This window comes from Caldicellulosiruptor acetigenus (genome assembly GCF_026914305.1).
Classification (GTDB): Bacteria; Bacillota; Thermoanaerobacteria; order Caldicellulosiruptorales; family Caldicellulosiruptoraceae; genus Caldicellulosiruptor; species Caldicellulosiruptor acetigenus.
Window position 1 is genome coordinate 600,240 of the sequence record NZ_CP113866.1, and the last position, 17,211, is coordinate 617,450.

Annotated in this window: 20 protein-coding genes; all 20 read left to right on the top strand. The window is 38.5% G+C overall.

What is annotated here, in order from left to right:
- Positions 1–8 precede the first annotated feature (8 nt).
- Positions 9–1,016, top strand: a complete 1,008-nt coding sequence (gene fliG, locus OTK01_RS02805) for a flagellar motor switch protein FliG (RefSeq protein ID WP_013431804.1) — start codon at positions 9–11, stop codon at positions 1,014–1,016.
- A complete protein-coding gene (locus tag OTK01_RS02810; protein ID WP_029228784.1) occupies positions 1,009–1,764 on the top strand; it encodes a FliH/SctL family protein in 756 nt (251 codons plus the stop codon). Before fliG ends, OTK01_RS02810 begins: the two co-directional genes overlap by 8 nt.
- 1 nt (position 1,765) lies before the next feature.
- A complete protein-coding gene (fliI, locus tag OTK01_RS02815; RefSeq protein WP_029228785.1) occupies positions 1,766–3,061 on the top strand; it encodes a flagellar protein export ATPase FliI in 1,296 nt (431 codons plus the stop codon).
- A gap of 27 nt (positions 3,062–3,088) precedes the next feature.
- Positions 3,089–3,547, top strand: coding sequence for a flagellar export protein FliJ (gene fliJ / locus OTK01_RS02820; RefSeq protein WP_029228786.1), 459 nt, complete (start codon positions 3,089–3,091; stop codon positions 3,545–3,547).
- Complete coding sequence (locus tag OTK01_RS02825; protein ID WP_029228787.1) at positions 3,534–4,355, top strand: MotE family protein; 822 nt, start codon at positions 3,534–3,536, stop codon at positions 4,353–4,355. Before fliJ ends, OTK01_RS02825 begins: the two co-directional genes overlap by 14 nt.
- A 43-nt stretch (positions 4,356–4,398) precedes the next feature.
- Positions 4,399–5,943: a flagellar hook-length control protein FliK gene (locus OTK01_RS02830; protein WP_029228788.1), complete on the top strand. Its 1,545-nt coding sequence runs from the start codon at positions 4,399–4,401 to the stop codon at positions 5,941–5,943.
- An 11-nt stretch (positions 5,944–5,954) separates the two neighbouring features.
- On the top strand, positions 5,955–6,449 hold the full coding sequence (locus tag OTK01_RS02835) for a flagellar hook capping FlgD N-terminal domain-containing protein (protein ID WP_029228789.1): 495 nt from the start codon (positions 5,955–5,957) through the stop codon (positions 6,447–6,449).
- A 5-nt stretch (positions 6,450–6,454) separates the two neighbouring features.
- Complete coding sequence (locus OTK01_RS02840) at positions 6,455–6,814, top strand: TIGR02530 family flagellar biosynthesis protein (RefSeq protein ID WP_013431811.1); 360 nt, start codon at positions 6,455–6,457, stop codon at positions 6,812–6,814.
- 124 nt (positions 6,815–6,938) lie between these two features.
- A complete protein-coding gene (locus tag OTK01_RS02845) occupies positions 6,939–8,408 on the top strand; it encodes a flagellar hook protein FlgE (protein ID WP_029228790.1) in 1,470 nt (489 codons plus the stop codon).
- A 122-nt stretch (positions 8,409–8,530) separates the two neighbouring features.
- Positions 8,531–8,758, top strand: a complete 228-nt coding sequence (locus OTK01_RS02850; protein ID WP_029228791.1) for a flagellar FlbD family protein — start codon at positions 8,531–8,533, stop codon at positions 8,756–8,758.
- Positions 8,755–9,225, top strand: a complete 471-nt coding sequence (locus OTK01_RS02855) for a flagellar basal body-associated FliL family protein (RefSeq protein ID WP_029228792.1) — start codon at positions 8,755–8,757, stop codon at positions 9,223–9,225. Before OTK01_RS02850 ends, OTK01_RS02855 begins: the two co-directional genes overlap by 4 nt.
- A gap of 23 nt (positions 9,226–9,248) precedes the next feature.
- The gene (gene fliM, locus OTK01_RS02860; protein ID WP_029228793.1) at positions 9,249–10,238 is read left to right on the top strand and encodes a flagellar motor switch protein FliM; all 990 of its coding nucleotides are present in this window, start codon (positions 9,249–9,251) and stop codon (positions 10,236–10,238) included.
- The gene (fliY, locus tag OTK01_RS02865) at positions 10,235–11,362 is read left to right on the top strand and encodes a flagellar motor switch phosphatase FliY (protein ID WP_029228794.1); all 1,128 of its coding nucleotides are present in this window, start codon (positions 10,235–10,237) and stop codon (positions 11,360–11,362) included. Before fliM ends, fliY begins: the two co-directional genes overlap by 4 nt.
- An 85-nt stretch (positions 11,363–11,447) precedes the next feature.
- Positions 11,448–11,810, top strand: coding sequence for a response regulator (locus OTK01_RS02870; protein ID WP_013291202.1), 363 nt, complete (start codon positions 11,448–11,450; stop codon positions 11,808–11,810).
- Between the two features lie 32 nt (positions 11,811–11,842).
- Entirely contained in the window at positions 11,843–12,238 is a 396-nt protein-coding gene (locus OTK01_RS02875) for a FliO/MopB family protein (protein ID WP_029228795.1), read from the top strand.
- Positions 12,222–12,983 carry a flagellar type III secretion system pore protein FliP gene (gene fliP, locus OTK01_RS02880; RefSeq protein ID WP_029228796.1) on the top strand — a complete coding sequence of 254 codons (762 nt, stop codon included), beginning with the start codon at positions 12,222–12,224 and terminating at the stop codon, positions 12,981–12,983. The genes OTK01_RS02875 and fliP overlap by 17 nt, the downstream gene beginning before the upstream one ends.
- 23 nt (positions 12,984–13,006) lie before the next feature.
- A complete protein-coding gene (gene fliQ, locus OTK01_RS02885) occupies positions 13,007–13,276 on the top strand; it encodes a flagellar biosynthesis protein FliQ (protein WP_013431819.1) in 270 nt (89 codons plus the stop codon).
- Between the two features lie 20 nt (positions 13,277–13,296).
- Entirely contained in the window at positions 13,297–14,079 is a 783-nt protein-coding gene (fliR, locus tag OTK01_RS02890) for a flagellar biosynthetic protein FliR (RefSeq protein ID WP_029228797.1), read from the top strand.
- The gene (gene flhB / locus OTK01_RS02895) at positions 14,076–15,176 is read left to right on the top strand and encodes a flagellar biosynthesis protein FlhB (protein ID WP_029228798.1); all 1,101 of its coding nucleotides are present in this window, start codon (positions 14,076–14,078) and stop codon (positions 15,174–15,176) included. The genes fliR and flhB overlap by 4 nt, the downstream gene beginning before the upstream one ends.
- Positions 15,173–17,209 carry a flagellar biosynthesis protein FlhA gene (gene flhA, locus OTK01_RS02900; RefSeq protein WP_029228799.1) on the top strand — a complete coding sequence of 679 codons (2,037 nt, stop codon included), beginning with the start codon at positions 15,173–15,175 and terminating at the stop codon, positions 17,207–17,209. The genes flhB and flhA overlap by 4 nt, the downstream gene beginning before the upstream one ends.
- The last annotated feature ends 2 nt before the right edge of the window (positions 17,210–17,211 follow it).

Consider the following 17,211-nt stretch of genomic DNA (forward strand, 5'->3'; position numbering starts at 1 on the left):
AAATTGCAATGCCAAGAAGTGAGATTTCTGGAAAACAAAAAGCTGCTATGCTTTTAATTGCGCTCGGGCCTGAGAGGTCAGCAAAGATTTTTAAGCACTTAAAAGAAGAGGAGATTGAAGAGCTGACATTAGAGATAGCCAATATAAGAACAGTATCACCGGAACAGAAGCAAGCTATCTTAGAAGAATTTTACAATTTATGCCTTGCACAGGAGTACATTGCAGAGGGTGGTATTGACTATGCAAAAGAGGTTTTGGAAAAGGCGCTCGGTCCAGAAAAGGCCAAAGAGGTCATAGAAAAGCTCACGGTATCACTTCAGGTAAGACCTTTTGACTTTATTAGGAAAGCTGATGCATCACAAATTCTCAACTTTATTCAGAACGAACATCCACAGACAATAGCGCTTGTTATATCGTATTTAAAACCACAGCAGGCTGCTCAGGTTTTGGCATCCCTGCCACAGGAAAAACAGGCTGATGTTGCGCGAAGAATTGCGCTTATGGACAGGACCTCACCGGATGTCATACGAGAGGTTGAAAAGGTACTGGAGAAAAAGCTCTCATCTGTTGTCATGCAAGATTACACGGTAGTGGGTGGTATTCAGGCTATTGTTGATATATTGAATGCTGTTGACAGGGGTACAGAAAAGAGGATTTTGGAAGCTCTTGAGCTTGAAGATGTTGAACTTGTTGAAGAGATTAGAAAGCGCATGTTTGTATTTGAAGACATTGTCAAGCTTGACAACAGGTCTATCCAGAGGATTTTGCGTGAGGTTGAGAACAACACACTGGCAATTGCTCTCAAAGGTACAACTGAAGAGGTCCGAAAAGTTATCTTTAGCAACATGTCAAAACGTATGGCAGAGATGATTCAAGAAGATATGGAGTATATGGGACCTGTTAGAATACGTGATGTTGAAGAAGCACAGCAAAAGATTGTTAACATTATAAGGAAGCTTGAAGATGCCGGCGAGATTGTAATTTCTCGTGGCGGGGGAGATGAGATAATTGTCTAATGTTATCAGAAATAACCAGGTACTAATTCAAAATCCAGTTGAGACAAACTACAAAGTGCTTCTTGAAAAGCTTATAAAGGCAAGGGCTGAGATTGAGCACTATGAAAGAAGGTTAAAAGAGCAAGAAGAAGAGTTTGAAAAACAAAAAAATAGAGCCGAGGTTCTTCAAAAAGAAGCTGAGGAGATCTTGAGTAAGGCAAAGGAAGAGGCGCAGAAGATAGTAGATGAAGCAAACGTCCGCGCCCAGACAATTTTACAGCAGGCACAGGAAGATGGCTACAGAGAAGGATTTGAGAAGGGTTTGCTTGATGCTCAAAAAGAATATGAAAAGATGCTTGAAAATATAGAAGTTCAAAAGGCAATGATACTCAAAGAAAGAGAATATATTCTTAAAGACCTTGAAAACAAGGTTTTGCTCCTTGTACCTCAGATTCTAGAGAAGGTTTTGGAGAGGGAGATAAAAGACAAAAGCTTTTTAGAGCAGTACATTAAAAACGCCATTTTGCAGCTTTCAATTCGAAGCAGTTTGGCTATAAGAGTGAGTGAAGAAGATTTTGAGTATGTAAATAGCAAGCTTGATGAGATTTTGCGTGGGATTGATGGAATTGACAAAGTAGATGTAAAAATTGATAAAGCCTTGAGAAGCGGTGATGTGGTGATTGAAACCCCATACGGTTTTGTTGAAACAGGTGTGAGGATGCGACTTGAGAAGATTCAGGAAATAGTTTTGTCTTTGCTTGGTGATTGAAATGATTGAAAAATTAAAATCAAAGGTTGAAAATGCAAACTTTTACCAGTTCACCGGGTTTGTTAACCAGGTGATAGGTCTTACAATAGAATCGCAGGGTCCGGCTGTTAGCATAGGCACACTTTGCCGGATAAAAGCTGCAAAGACAGAGACCTTAGCAGAGGTTGTAGGGTTTAAAGAGAACAAAGTGCTTTTAATGCCGTACTCTGACCTTGTTGGCGTGTTTCCCGGCTGCAAGGTGATTGCACAGGACAGCATATTTGAGGTGAAAGTGGGAAAAGAGCTTTTAGGCAGAATCCTTGACGGTCTAGGTCAGCCAATTGACGGCAAAGGGGAGATAAAGTCAAAGATAAAATACCCTGTTGAAAACAGGGCGCCAAACCCGCTCGAAAGACCCAGGATAGACACCATAATGCCGCTTGGAATAAAGGCTATAGACACTCTTTTGACCATTGGCAAGGGACAGAGAGTTGGCATATTTGCAGGAAGCGGCGTTGGCAAAAGTACCCTTCTTGGCATGATTGCCCGAAATGCAAAGGCGGATGTAAATGTTCTTGCGTTGATTGGTGAAAGAGGAAGAGAGCTCAAAGAGTTTTTAGAAAAGGATTTGAAGGAAGAAGGGCTTAAAAGGTCTGTTGTGGTTGTGGCAACATCTGATGAGTCGGCACTAAAAAGAGTCAAGGCGGCATACGTTGCAATGGCAATTGCAGAGTATTTTCGCGACCAGGGGCTTGATGTTCTTTTCTTAATGGACTCGCTTACAAGGTTTGCCATGGCTCAAAGAGAGATAGGTCTTGCGGTTGGTGAGCCGCCAGTATCAAGAGGCTATACACCGTCTGTGTTTTCTATCATGCCAAAGCTCTTGGAGCGTGCTGGGAAAAATAGAAAAGGGTCTATCACGGCACTTTTCACTGTGCTTGTTGACGGTGATGATTTTAACGAGCCTATTACTGACACAGCACGGGGTATTTTGGATGGTCACATTGTCCTGTCAAGGGCGATAGCCAATAAAAACCATTATCCGGCAATTGATGTGCTTGCAAGCATTAGTAGGGTGATGAACGATATTGTTGAGCCTTCTCACAGGGAGCTTGCGAACGAGACAAAACGAGTTTTAGCTGTGTACAGGGAAGCAGAGGATTTGATAAACATCGGTGCATATACGAAAGGGTCAAACCCGGAGATTGACAGGGCGATTGAACTTTTGCCACGGATAAACCAGTTTTTAAGACAGGATGTTGACGAGAGATTTGAGTTTGAAGAGGAGATTGAGATGCTAAAGGCTATAATTTCATAAAACGCTTTTTGAAAGGTTGAAAAGAAAATGGAAAGGTTCAGGTTTGAACAGCTTTTGAGAATAAAAACGCAGTTTGAAGAGATAAAAAAGAGTGAGCTTGCTAAGCAAAATCAGATTTTGAAAGAGTACATTGCACGAAAACTTGAACTGGAAAAGAATATGAATAAAGTCAAAGAGGATTTAAAAACTCTTTGCCTGAATGGTTTTTCGCCTCAGCAGTTAAAACTTTATTCTCAGTTTCTCGCCGTGTTAAAAAAAAGAAGGGATGTTCAAGACCAGCTGATTTACTATCAACAACTCAGGGTTGATGAAAAGAAAAAAGAGGTAATAGAAAGCATGATCGAAAAGAAAAAGTTTGAAAAGCTAAAGGAAAGGTATTTATTAAATTTGATGAATGAAATAAAACAGCTTGAGAACAAGGAACTTGACAGAGTGATGTCATACAAAATCTACAAAGGTATAGGTGATAGAAGTGGCAGAGACTAAGCTTGCAGAAGCTTTATCAGCTGAAAATAAGCCAAAAAAGAAAGAGAAGAAAAAGAGAAAGGGTTTATTAATATTTTTAGTAGTATTTCTAATTGTTGCCGGAGCGTCGTTTGCCGCTGTGTACTTTAATCTTTTTGGTGCAAAAAATGTTTTAGATGGACTTATAAAGAAAACACCATTTGCAAAAAGTACAAGTAAGACACAGAGCATTGATTTGCAAAAGGTCTATGAAAAGCAGATTGCAGACCTTCAAAAACAAAAAGAGGCTCTGCAGTCAAAACTTTCTTTACTGGAAAAGCAAAATGCTAATTTGCAAAAGCAGATAGAAGATTTGACTATGAAAATAACCGACCTTACTTCAAAGCAGCTAGAGGCTCAAAACAAAACAAAATATTTTGCAAGTTTGCTTCAGAATATGGACTCAAAAAAAGCTGCAAAGATAGTTGAGAACTTGCTGGATACAGATATTCAAGTAGCAAACAGCGTGCTTGAAGCGATACCATCCGAAATTGCATCAGAGATACTATCAAATATTGCGCCTGAGAAGACGATAAAATTATTAGGGATTTCAAACGCAAATCAAAAGACAAATTCTGAAGATATTTCTATTTTGATAGACATCTATAAAAACATTGACCCCAAAATTGCAGCATCAATATTTGAAAATATGATGAGTGATAATACAAAATACGGATTGGTGATTAGAATATTGAAATCACTTGATACAAAAACATCTTCGCAAATAATAAGTAACATGAGTGCTGAAAATGCTGCAAAGGTTACCTCAAGCCTTTCAGCATTGAGATAATCTAAATTTAAACTTTTAAAAAGAAAGGGGGGAAAAGGAGAAGGTGGGCACGCAGAGCGTTGTGAATGCCAGCATGCTGTTACTTAAAATACCTTCTGCAACATCTAAAACAAAAGATAGGCAGGGAAGCACCATATCATTTAAAGATGCTCTCAAAAATGCAACTGACAATGCAAAAGATTTAAATAAGAAAGACAATATTTTACCAAGAAAGGTCTTGGCAGGAGGCTATAGAGCAGCTATTGTATCTTCTCAAGGACAAGCTCAAAAGGATAAAGCTAATTTCCAAGAAGACAAACTTTTTTCTCAAGAGTTTCCAGACAGTGCAAGTTTAGAGTCAGAAAACCAGGTTCAATCTCAAGTATTGCAAGCACAGATGATAGAATTTTTGCAGCTAATTTTTAATTTGCTTCAAAGTGGTGAGAGTCTGGACAAGCTGAACTTAGAACAGCTTTTTCAGAATAGCATCCGAGGGAAAGACTTTTTAGATTTGCAGCTAAGCTCTGGGCAGATAGACATGAATTTGGTTCAGTATTTAAATTTAAACGGCAAGCTAAGCGATAAAATAGCAATTTCTGAGCTTTTACAAAACATTGTGCAGAAAATAGAGCAGAAAACTCAAAACCAGCAAGTTCTTGGCTTTAGCTTTGTCCAAGGCAATGGGGTTAATACAGAAAATATTTTTAAGTTGTTAGAAGAGCTCATATTTGGAAAAGAGGGTCAAAAGTCGTTTTTTGAAGTTAAATCGGATGATAATTCATTGCTTAAAAGTTTGAGAAATCTTTTTGCACAGGAAGGTCGAAACTTCAAAGTCTTGTCTGAAGCTGATGATGGAGCACAGTTTTTAAAGCAGGTTTTAAAAGAGCTTGAGAATATTGTTAAAAAATCAAATGACCAAAAAATAGTAAATAGTTTTAATCTGGAGAATTCAGAGAAAGTAGAAATAGGCGAAAAAGTTACCAGCAATTTTAATAGTATAGGTTCAAATGACAATAATTTTAACAAAGTTTTTTCAACCTTGCTGAGCAAAGGGGATAGCCCAAGTGTAAATGACAAAAAAGGTGAAGCTAAAACAGAGATTTTAGATTTGAGACAACATGCTTTTTCGCTTCAGAACAAGGTAGAGGATATAGAGAATACTATGTCTTTCCAAGATGACAAAAGAGTAAAAGAACTCAGAATGTTTATAATTAGCCAACTTGCAGAGAAAGTCTCTATGATTCATAAACAGAATTTAACAACATTACAGGTTAGTATAAAACCAGAATGGCTTGGAAGTGTTGTGATTGAACTGAGCAAAGATAGCAGTGGGAAGATTTTTGGAAATCTCATTGTAACATCGCCGCAGGTGAAAGAAATCATAGAAGGGTCTTTGGGTAGTCTTCTTACCATACTCAAAGACCAGGGCATAAACATATCACAGCTAAATGTGAGCTTAGGAGGAAATTCTACTGGTCAGCAGTATCAAGAACAGCAGAGGTTTTCACAAAGAAGAAATATGGTTGTTCAAGGTAATGAGGATAGTAGTAGAAGCATAGAGAGTTTGATTTATGAAATGAGCGAGGGCATTCTTAATTTAAGAGCTTGAGGTGAAAAAAGATGGCAGACATGATGGTAAGTAGTAGCACAAACGTATCAAGTTCTACCCAAGGTTTAGCTACTTCATCTACCAAAAATGTGCTTGGCAAACAGGAGTTTTTAAATCTTTTGGTTACACAGCTAAGGTACCAGGACCCGTTAAAACCAATGGAAGACAAAGAGTTTGTTGCTCAGCTTGCCCAGTTTTCTGCGCTTGAACAGATGCAAAACTTAAATGAGTCGTTTGAACTTTTAAAAGCCCAGAGCATGATAGGAAGATATGTTGTGGCAACGAATCCACAGGATTCTTCAAAACAGATTGAAGGAAGAGTTGAAAGTGTTAAAGTAGATGGCAGCAAAGTATATCTAAAGGTGAACAATACAGAAATATCTTCTGAGAATGTGAAAGAGATTTATTACGCATACTCTGAAGAGGTTTTATCAGATATTCTCAGCAAAGTACCATCAAAAGAAGAACTGCTTGAAATATTAAGCTCCTTACAAAAAGGAGAATGAGGAATATGGCAATTGATAATGTTAGAAGAATCATTACTGGTGGTCAAAGTGGTTATATATCAAATGTAACTAAGCAAGCTACAGAAAATTTTGCAAGTATTCTTTCTCAAACTCTTAAAATTTCAAAACACGCAAACGAAAGGCTGAAACTTCAGAATATAGATTTAGATGAAGCTACTTTGGACAAACTTGAACAGGCTGTGAAGAAAGCAGAACAAAAAGGTCTTAAGAACGATGTACTTGTTTTAAATGGAAATAAGGCGTATATAGTAAATATTAAAAACAAGGTTGTTGTGACTGTAAAAGATGTGTCAGGCTTGAAAGATAACATATTCACAAACATTGATGGTGTGCTGATGATTTAAACTAATTGGGGGATGGACCCGCAAGATGGGAGGTCCCCCGAAGAAGGACCTTTCTGACTGACAGAGGAAAGGTCCAAAAAAGAGAGAGATACCATGTCAACGAAAAAGGGGGATTTTGTCAAAGATGATGAGGTCAATGTTTTCATCTATCTCTGCGCTTCGCGCTCACCAGACCAGGATGGATGTGATTGGTGATAACATCGCCAATGTAAATACAGTGGGGTTCAAGTCAAGCAGGGTGACATTTGCATCTGTTTTTGCCTCTGTGTTAAAATCAGCATCAGCTCCTGATACAGCCTCTGGAAGAGGCGGATCAAATCCTATGCAGATAGGACTTGGTGTGTCTGTTGCCTCTGTTGATATGAACATGACAAGAGGAAGTCTTCAGCGAACCGATAATCCCACAGACCTTGCAATTGAAGGCGACGGATTTTTTGTGGTGGGTGGGGATGGAAAAGCTCCGCGCTTCACAAGGGCAGGAAATTTCAGCTTAGACAAAATGGGAAATTTAGTGACAGCAACAGGCTTAAATGTGCTGGGGTGGATGTATGACCCTGTAAACAATCAGATTGACACCACAAAATCACCTTCAAAGATAAACATACTTGCATTTCCCACTCTGCCTCCCAAGGCAACAGATAAGATTAGTTTTGATGGTAATTTGAGCGCTGATACAAAGATATATTCAGGACAGATAACAAATTACGAGGACTTATTAAATGTACCCGCTGACAGCAAGTATTCAACAAGTTTTAAAATTTATGATTCGCAAGGAAAAGAACACACATTGCAGCTTACGTTTGTAAAAACAGGCGATAACACATGGGAATGGTTTGTGGATGCTCCGAGGGTAAAGAAAAATCTTGGTACTGCTCAAAATCCGGACGAGAAATATGTGTATGTTGATGAAATGCTGGATGCTAACAATGCTTATGACAACTTCATCGCAAGAGGAACAATTACTTTTGGGCAAGCTGGTAAAGTTTTTGATAATGAAGATACAGCTAATGTGGTTGAAGGTATTACTATTACAGGGGGAAGATTTATAAATAGTGGGGATGGAACTTTCACAATAAAATTTAAGAACGATGTTGTAAATCCTATCACATTAAAAGTTAACAGTGCTGAGTTTGATGTAAATGACAATACAAATATTGCATTTTTCCTCAAAAATATAACACAGTTTGGTAATATGGAAAGCTCGATAAGAGTTGCGCAAATGACAGGATATGCCGCAGGGAGTCTTCAGGGATTTAACGTTGATGCATCAGGCAAGATTACAGGTGTTTACTCAAATGGTTTGAACCAGCTGATAGGACAGATTGCAATTGCTACATTTGCAAACCCTGCAGGACTTCAGCGAATTGGAGATAACCTTTATATAAACACCGTAAACTCAGGTGACCCAGAGATTGGAACACCTGGTTCTGGTTCGAGAGGTACAATATCTCAGGGAACGCTTGAGATGTCAAATGTTGATTTGGCAAAAGAGTTTACAGACATGATAGTTACCCAAAGAGGGTATCAGGCAAACGCAAGAGTGATAACAGCATCAGATGAGCTTTTGCAGGATTTGGTAAATATTAAGAGGTAAAAGTGTAGGTAAATAGTCGGGGGAGGGAGAAAAAGGTGTGCTGTGTGAGTCTTTTTCTCCTTCCCTTGAAAAAGAACTGATAATCCTTTTTCATTTCAATATCTTCAAGAGGTTGATTGTATATGATAAAATTGAGAAGGATAAACAACAAAGAGTTTGTGGTAAATGCAGATTTCATAGAGTTTGTGGAATCCACACCAGACACTGTTATAACCCTCACAAACGGTGTAAAACTTGTTGTGAAAGAGTCTGTGGATGAGGTTATTGAAAAGGTCATTGAATATAAAAAGAGGATTTTTGAGGGTATTATATTTAATATACAACCTTTACAAAAGGAGCATGAACAATGAAAGGCGAAAAGTTAAATTCAATCATTCTCATTTTACTTGTTTTGCTTCTTCTAATGATGGTGGGGATGGGAATAGGGTTTTTGACAGTTGTAAAAAATCTATCACCTACTTCATCAGCTGCAAAAACTACTTCAGTAGAGAAAAAACCAGAAAAGCTTTATACATACGACGTAAATGATGGTAAAGCTCTTATGAGCAACCTGCAGGATACTCAAACAAATGCAGGAAGAATTATCAGAGTGACAGTTCAGCTTGAGGTAACAGACAAAAAGCTTCCTGAGACCATGAAAGAGAAAAATATAGTTATTGCTGATATAATCGACAGTGTTTTGAGAAGCAAGACAGCAGATGAGCTTTTAAAGCCCGAGGGGAAAGAAAAGGTCAGAAAAGAGATTAAAGATAGGTTAAATGAGATATTTGAGAATAAAGTGTACAACGTCAATTTCGGTGAGTTTATCATCCAGTAAAAAAAGGTGGTGAAAGTAAGAATATGGGCGATATACTGTCGCAGAGTGAAATAGATGAGCTTTTGCGTTCACTTACATCTGGCGAGCTTTCAATAGAGGAGATTCAAAAGCCAAAACAAGAAAAGAACATAAGGGTATATGATTTTAAAAGGCCGAGTAAGTTTGCAAAAGACCATTTGAGAACCCTTCAGATGATATTTGAAAATTATGCCCGGATTGTCACCACCTTTTTATCTGGGTATTTGAGAACAGTTGTGCAGATGGACGTTTTATCTGTTGAACAGCTAACATATTATGAATTTAGCAATTCTCTTTCAAACCCGGTTGTAATGGGCGTTGTAAATTTTTCACCGCTCAAAGGAAGTATTGTGTTTGAGATGGCACCTGAGCTTGCGTTTGCCATGATTGATAGAGTCCTTGGAGGATTTGGCAAAGGAATAGACAAGGTGAGGACTTTTACTGAAATTGAGCTTGCACTGATAGAAAGGCTGCTTCAACAGCTTATTAACTATTTCCAGGAGGCATGGGAGAATATTATCCAGCTTCGGCCACGGCTTGAAAAGATAGAGACAAACCCTCAGTTTACCCAGATTGTATCGCCTAATGAGACAGTTGCGCTTGTGACCATTGCCATGAAGGTTGGCGAGGCAGAAGGTATGGCAAATATTTGCCTTCCGCATATGGTGATAGAGCCTATAATGCCGAGGCTATCAACAAAGTTCTGGTTTTCAACTTCTGCAAAGGAAACATCAGAGGAGACAAAAGAGTATTTGCAGAAAAAAATTGAGAGAACAAGGGTTACAGTGAAAGCAGTACTTGGTAGAACACAAGTTACGGTTCGGGAATTTTTAGAGCTTCAGGTGGGTGATGTGCTGAGGCTTGACAGGAGAAAGAATCAGGAGATAGAAGTTTTTGTCGGGAACAAGTTAAAGTTTTATGGTGTTCCAGGACGAAAAGAAGGCAGGATTGCAGTAAAGATTACACGAGTAGAAGAGGGGGAGGATTTTAGATGAGCGATTTGCTCTCTCAGGACGAAATAGACGCTCTTTTGCGGGGGATGAGCGAGACATCATCATCACCTACAATATCTGACCAGGACAAAGATGTTTTGGGTGAAATCGGAAACATATCAATGGGCACGGCAGCCACCACCTTGAGCATTTTACTGAACCAGAAAGTAAACATCACAACGCCAATTGTGAGCATTTTGAAATGGGAAGAGCTTCCCAAAGAGTTTCCCGTACCATATGTTGCAATTAAAGTGGTGTACAAAGAAGGGCTTGACGGTGTTAATCTTCTCATACTCAAGAAAGAGGATGTTGAAATCATTGCAGACCTTATGATGGGCGGTACAGGTCAGATTGAGTTTACCGAAGAGCTGACAGAACTTCAGCTTTCGGCAATACAGGAAGCAATGAACCAGATGGTGGGTTCTGCTTCCACGTCGCTTTCTTCCATGTTAAATCTAAAGATTGACATAAATCCGCCTGAAGCCTTTGTGATTGACTTTGCCCAGAATGCTGAAGAGATGATTCCTGAGCTCAGAAGAGCCGATGAAATTGTCAAGGTAGCTTTCCGAATGACCATAGGAGATTTAATAGATAGCCAGATTATGCAGCTGATACCTGTTGACTTTGCAAAACAGCTTGTGGATGCCATGCTCAAAAACACACTTGGTACACCTGCGCAGATAGAAGCATCAGCACAAAAACAGCAAGGAGCTTCAAAAGAAGAGGTGCCAAAACAGTCTTCTTCTCAGTCAACTAAAACCCAGAAGGCAGCACCCCAGCCTTCTTATACACCGCCTAAGAAGGAGCAACCACAACAGGTCTACAATGTTTCACCTGTTCAGTTTGAAAGTTTTGATGAAGAAGAAGAGAGAAGGTATCCTGAGAACATTGAGCTCATTTTAGATGTGCCGCTTGAAATTACTGTTGAGCTTGGAAGGACACAGAAGCTTGTAAAAGAAATTTTGGAATTTTCAACAGGGTCAATTATCGAGCTTGAAAAGCTTGCAGGTGAACCTGTTGACATTCTTGTAAACGGCAAGGTTATAGCAAAAGGCGAGGTTGTGGTCATTGACGAGAATTTTGGTGTGAGGATAACTGATATTGTCAACCCATCAAATAGATTATAAAATATATATAAGTTATTTTTTCGTTAGCAAAAACAAGTTTTTAAATTCAATTAAAAAAGAACTACATTGAAAAGGAGAGAGATTGATGGCAAAAAGGATTCTGATAGTTGATGATGCAGCTTTTATGAGAATGATGTTAAAAGATATTATCACAAAAAACGGGTACGAAGTTGCGGGTGAGGCAGAAAACGGGGCTAAGGCTGTGGAGATGTACAAAGAACTAAAACCTGACCTTGTCATGATGGATATTACAATGCCTGAGATGGATGGAATTCAAGCAGTAAGAGAAATAAAAAAGATAGACCCACAGGCAAAGATAATCATGTGTTCTGCTATGGGTCAACAGGCAATGGTTATAGAATCTATTCAGGCAGGTGCACGCGATTTTATAGTAAAACCGTTCCAAGCAGAAAGAATTGTTGAAGCAATCAAAAAGGTGCTGGGATAAAAATAGATTTTTGAGGAGAAAAAGATTTAAAAATGGAACTTGGATTTAGGATAGTTTTAGCGCTTGTAGCCATATGCTTTCTCATATACATTACCTATTATGTACTTAGGATTGTGAACAAAAAGATGTTTGGCAGGAAAGGGGAGTTTTTGAAGGTAATTGACCTGCTTCCCCTTTCTCAAGATAGTATGCTTGTGCTTGTTGAGGTTGGAGGAAAAATCCTTCTGCTTGGAAAGACACAAAAGAGCATAACATTTTTGAAAGAGTTTACCAAAGACCAGCTGTTCAATTTTGAAGAGCAAGAACATAGCTTCAAAAAGATAATTGATAACCAAATAAACTCTTCTTTTGACCTGAAAGATAAAGTATTAAACCTTTACAACCTAATTAAAGACAGTGAAGGTAAAGAGGATGATGAAAAAAAATAAGTCTCTTTATATTATATCGACACTATTTTTAATTTTAATAACTACATGTGCAAAAAAAGAAATAGCCTTTGCATCGGCAAGCATTAATATAAATCTTGGCAGTCCGCAAAATCCAAAGGATGTGTCGTCTGCCCTGCAACTTATTATATTTCTCACCATCCTGACGTTAGCACCATCTATCCTGATAATGATGACATCATTTACAAGGATACTTATTGTCCTTGGATTTGTTCGAAATGCGCTCGGTACCCAGCAGATGCCGCCAAACCAGATTTTGATTGGGCTTGCACTCTTTTTGACCTTTTTTGTAATGGCGCCTGTGACTGACAAGATTTATACCCAGGCTTATCAGCCATACATAAATGGGAGAATAACATCCCAGGAAGCTCTCAAAAGAGCAGAAGAGCCTTTAAAAGAGTTTATGTTGAAAAATACTCGCAAAAAAGACCTTGACCTTTTTGTAAAGCTTAGCAATGTAAATCCAAACACGAATGTAAAAGACCTTCCACTAAGAGTTGTTGTTCCTGCTTTTATAATAAGCGAGCTCAGAAGCGCTTTTGAGATGGGGTTTTTAATATATGTGCCATTTTTAATAATTGACATGGTTGTTGCAAGTATTCTGATGTCAATGGGAATGCTGATGATTCCGCCTGTTATGATATCACTACCTTTCAAAATTTTGCTGTTTATTTTGGTTGATGGTTGGAATTTAGTTGTAGAGTCGCTTGTGAGAAGTTTTAAATAAAAGAAAAGTGAGAAGATGTAAAGATGGATACAGCGTTGGTGCTTGAGATTGCAAGACAGGCAATCTTGACAGCATTTTATGTTGCAGGGCCCATTTTGCTTGTGTCAATGGTGGTGGGAATAGTTATATCAATTTTGCAGGCAACTACTCAGATAAACGAGCAGACTCTCACTTTTGTGCCAAAACTGATTGCAATTGCACTTTCGCTTTTGATTTTCGGGCAGTGGATGCTCACAAAGGTGATAGAATTTACGAGGTATTTGTGGACCAATATCAACCAGTTTGTAAAGTAAATTTTTGAGGAAGAACTCTTATGACAGATATCATCAATACATTTTTAAACAGCTCATACATATTTTTTCTTGTGCTTGCAAGAATGAGCGGTCTTTTTATAGCCTCACCAATATTCGGTAGAAGAAACATTCCTGCATATTTTAAAATTGGTTTTGCCTTTTTTTTGAGCTTGCTTGTTGTCACAACTTACAGATTTTCTTATAGTGTAACTGCCAATTTGCTGGAGTATATCTTTGTAGTGATTAAAGAGTTCATTGTTGGGCTTTTGATAGGGTATATATCATACATGATATTTTCTGCTATACTTTTGGCGGGTCAAATTATTGACAATGCAATAGGTTTTGGTATGGCAAACGTCATTGACCCTATGAGCGAGATTCAGGTACCTCTTTTAGGAAACTTTTTGTACCTTTACATGCTTGTTGTGTTTTTTGGAACAGATGCTCATCACCTTCTTATAAGAGCTGTGGTTTATAGCTACAAGCTTGTACCGATTGGATATGAGAGTGTAAAAAGAGAAGCGGCTTTGAGTTTTTTGAAGTTTTTTTCAGAACTTTTTTTGATAGGGGTTGAGATAAGCCTGCCAATTTTGATGAGCATGCTTATTGTAGACATAATTTTAGCTGTGCTTTCAAGAGCTGTGCCACAGATGAATGTGTTCATGGTAGGGCTTCCTATAAAGATTGCAATTGGTTTTTTGGTGCTTGTTATCATTCTTCCTTTCATGAACAAGATGATATTTGTACTGATTGACAAGATAGCTGTGTACACTTTTGAATTCTTGAGAGGGGGCGTCAAGTGAAGTTAAAATTTGATATTCAGCTGTTTTCAGAAGCAAGTACCAAAACCGAAAAAGCAACCCTCCGCAAACGCCAGGAAGCAAGAAAACGTGGTATGGTAGCAAAAAGCAGAGAGGTTACCTCTGCTTTTGCTTTATTGATAAGTGTTCTTTTTTTAAAGTTTGCTTATTCTTCAATTGTTGAACCGTTGCAGCAAGGAAGCAAATATTTTTTTAGCAATTTGAATTATAATTTAGAAGATGTGCGCGATGCAAGCAGGCTTTTGAGTTTTATAATTACAACCTCTTTAAAAGTGATTCTTCCTTTCTGCCTTACAATTATGCTTGTTGCAGCAATTGTAGAGTGGGCACAGAGCAGTTTTCTTATTACAGGACAGTCGCTTAAAATGAGTTTTCAAAAGATTAATCCTGTTGAAGGGTTTAAAAGAATATTTTCGATTAATTCTGTTGTTGAACTTATAAAGTCCATACTGAAAGTGCTGATAATCGGATATACAGGATACAGCTACACACAGAGCTTTGCAAAAAAGCTTTTAGAAATGTACGAGATGAATGTACTTACAATTGTCAAGTTTTCCTTTGATTCTGCTATTAATATGATTTTATGGATGTCAGTGATGTTTTTTGGAATAGCTGTGATAGATTTTATCTTTCAGCGCCAGCAGTATGAAAAAAAGCTTATGATGACAAAGGAAGAGGTAAAGGAAGAGTTCAAACAGACAGAAGGAAATCCACAGATAAAGTCCAAGATAAGGGAAAGACAGAGAAGGATTTCTCTTCAAAGGATGTTCCAGCAGCTTCCCAAGGCAGATGTTGTCATAACCAACCCGACACACTATGCAGTGGCTCTTTTGTATGAACCAGAAAAGTTTGACGCGCCAAGGGTGATTGCAAAGGGTAAAGATTACATAGCACTAAAGATAAAACAGGAGGCAATTAAGCACAGGATTGAAATTGTTGAAAATAGAGAGCTTGCAAGAGCTCTTTACAATATGTGTGAGATTGGCGATTTCATTCCGCCAGAGCTTTACCAGGCAGTTGCAGAGGTTTTAGCATACGTGTACAGCCTTAAAAATTACCAGAAGGTGAATATAAGATGAACTTGAAAGGTGCGACTTTTTCTGTATTTGCAATAGTAATAGTGTTATCGATGATACTTCCCATACCACCGAGCTTGCTTGACGTTTTGATTGCTATCAACCTTTCACTTGCACTTGTTATATTCTTAAACAGCATAAACATAAAAGAAGCTTTGGATTTTTCGGTATTTCCATCACTTCTTCTGTTTACAACATTGCTCAGGCTTGCTTTGAATATCTCAACAACAAGACAGATATTAACAGGTCAAGGTGAAAATGTTAGGATAGTCTATACTTTTGGAAATTTTGTTATAGGTAGCAACATCGTTGTTGGTGTGATAATATTCTTTATCATAATCATTATCCAGTTTATAGTAATAACCAGAGGTGCTGAGAGGGTATCAGAGGTTGCTGCAAGATTTACACTTGATGCAATGCCGGGCAAGCAAATGGCGGTGGATGCCGACCTCAATGCAGGAATAATAACAGAAGAGGAGGCAAGAGAGAGAAGAAAAAAGATTCAAAAAGAAGCAGACTTTTATGGTGCAATGGACGGTGCGAGCAAGTTTGTCAAGGGCGATGCTATTGCGGCCATATTGATTACCTTTATCAACGCGCTTGGTGGACTTATAATAGGTGTTGCCATGAGAGGCGAAGATGTCACGGAAGCAATCCAAAAATATCTCCTTTTATCTGTAGGGGATGGTATTGCAGCTCAGATACCTGCGCTTCTTATTTCAACTGCCACGGGAATTGTTGTGACAAAAGCAGCAGATGAAAGTAAGCTTTCAGAAAGTCTCATAAAACAGTTGTTTGAGTTTCACCCGAAAGTACTCTACACGGTCGGGGGTATTCTGGCAGCACTTGCTCTAATTCCCACAATGCCAAAGCTTTCATTGTTTTTCTTATCTGGGGCTATGTTTGCCATGGGGTTTAGAATGGATAGCAGTCTCAAAAAGATAGAGAGTATTGAAGAAAAACAGGTTGAACAAAAAGAGGTTGAAGAGCTAAAGAAGCCTGAAAATGTTGTAAATCTCCTATATGTTGACCCTATTGAGGTTGAGTTTGGATATGGGATAATTCCTCTTGCTGACAAAGACCAGGGCGGAGACCTTTTAGAAAGGGTTGTGATGATAAGAAGACAGCTTGCGCTTGAACTTGGGATTATTGTTCCTACAATCAGGCTCAGGGACAACATGGCACTCAGGCCTTACGAGTACAGGATAAACATAAAAGGTGTTGAGGTTGCAAGAGCAGAGCTTATGAGCGACAGTCTTCTTGCAATAAATCCTGGTTTTGTCACAGAGCAGATAGAAGGTATACCAACAAAAGAGCCTGCGTTCGGGCTTGACGCGCTTTGGATTTCATCTTCAATGAAAGAAAGGGCTGAGATGGCAGGATACACTGTGGTTGACCTTCCATCTGTCATAGCAACTCACCTCACAGAGATAATAAGACGGCATGCTCATGAGCTTTTGACACGGCAGGATGTACAGAAGCTGATTGATAATGTCAAGGAGACAAATCCTGTGCTTGTAGATGAGCTCATTCCAAAACTTATGACAGTAGGAGAAGTTCAAAAGGTTTTAGCAAACCTTTTAAAAGAGCGGATTTCAATAAGGGATATGGTTACCATATTAGAGACGCTTGCTGACTGGGCACCTACTACAAAAGATACTGATGTTTTGACAGAATATGTACGCCAGGCAATGGCAAGGTACATCACCAAAAAGTATGTGTCTGGCAATGTGCTTGAAGCGGTTACTCTTTCTCCTGAGGTTGAAGAGATGATAATGAATTCTATTCAAAAAACTGAACAGGGAAGTTTTTTAAATCTTCCGCCTGATTATGTTCAAAAACTTATAAACAATCTCAGCAATATTTTAGAAAAATTACTAAGTACATCAGCTCAGCCAATAGTCATTTGTTCGCCGATAGTTAGGATATATTTTAGAAGGCTCATTGAAAACATCTTTCCTGACGTTGTGGTACTTTCGTACAATGAGATACTGCCGAATGTGCAGATTAAAACAGTTGGGATGGTGGAAGTTTAAAG

Excerpts from the sequence above, each read along its gene's own strand:
- OTK01_RS02870 (WP_013291202.1), top strand. The coding sequence starts at position 11,448 with ATGGCAAAAAGGATTCTGATAGTTGATGATGCAGCTTTTATGAGAATG.
- fliI (WP_029228785.1), top strand. The coding sequence starts at position 1,766 with ATGATTGAAAAATTAAAATCAAAGGTTGAAAATGCAAACTTTTACCAG.
- fliP (WP_029228796.1), top strand. The coding sequence starts at position 12,222 with ATGATGAAAAAAAATAAGTCTCTTTATATTATATCGACACTATTTTTA.
- fliJ (WP_029228786.1), top strand. The coding sequence starts at position 3,089 with ATGGAAAGGTTCAGGTTTGAACAGCTTTTGAGAATAAAAACGCAGTTT.
- OTK01_RS02855 (WP_029228792.1), top strand. The coding sequence starts at position 8,755 with ATGAAAGGCGAAAAGTTAAATTCAATCATTCTCATTTTACTTGTTTTG.
- fliG (WP_013431804.1), top strand. The coding sequence starts at position 9 with ATGCCAAGAAGTGAGATTTCTGGAAAACAAAAAGCTGCTATGCTTTTA.
- OTK01_RS02845 (WP_029228790.1), top strand. The coding sequence starts at position 6,939 with ATGATGAGGTCAATGTTTTCATCTATCTCTGCGCTTCGCGCTCACCAG.
- OTK01_RS02835 (WP_029228789.1), top strand. The coding sequence starts at position 5,955 with ATGGCAGACATGATGGTAAGTAGTAGCACAAACGTATCAAGTTCTACC.
- fliQ (WP_013431819.1), top strand. The coding sequence starts at position 13,007 with ATGGATACAGCGTTGGTGCTTGAGATTGCAAGACAGGCAATCTTGACA.
- fliR (WP_029228797.1), top strand. The coding sequence starts at position 13,297 with ATGACAGATATCATCAATACATTTTTAAACAGCTCATACATATTTTTT.
- OTK01_RS02840 (WP_013431811.1), top strand. The coding sequence starts at position 6,455 with ATGGCAATTGATAATGTTAGAAGAATCATTACTGGTGGTCAAAGTGGT.
- OTK01_RS02850 (WP_029228791.1), top strand. The coding sequence starts at position 8,531 with ATGATAAAATTGAGAAGGATAAACAACAAAGAGTTTGTGGTAAATGCA.
- fliY (WP_029228794.1), top strand. The coding sequence starts at position 10,235 with ATGAGCGATTTGCTCTCTCAGGACGAAATAGACGCTCTTTTGCGGGGG.
- OTK01_RS02875 (WP_029228795.1), top strand. The coding sequence starts at position 11,843 with ATGGAACTTGGATTTAGGATAGTTTTAGCGCTTGTAGCCATATGCTTT.
- flhA (WP_029228799.1), top strand. The coding sequence starts at position 15,173 with ATGAACTTGAAAGGTGCGACTTTTTCTGTATTTGCAATAGTAATAGTG.
- fliM (WP_029228793.1), top strand. The coding sequence starts at position 9,249 with ATGGGCGATATACTGTCGCAGAGTGAAATAGATGAGCTTTTGCGTTCA.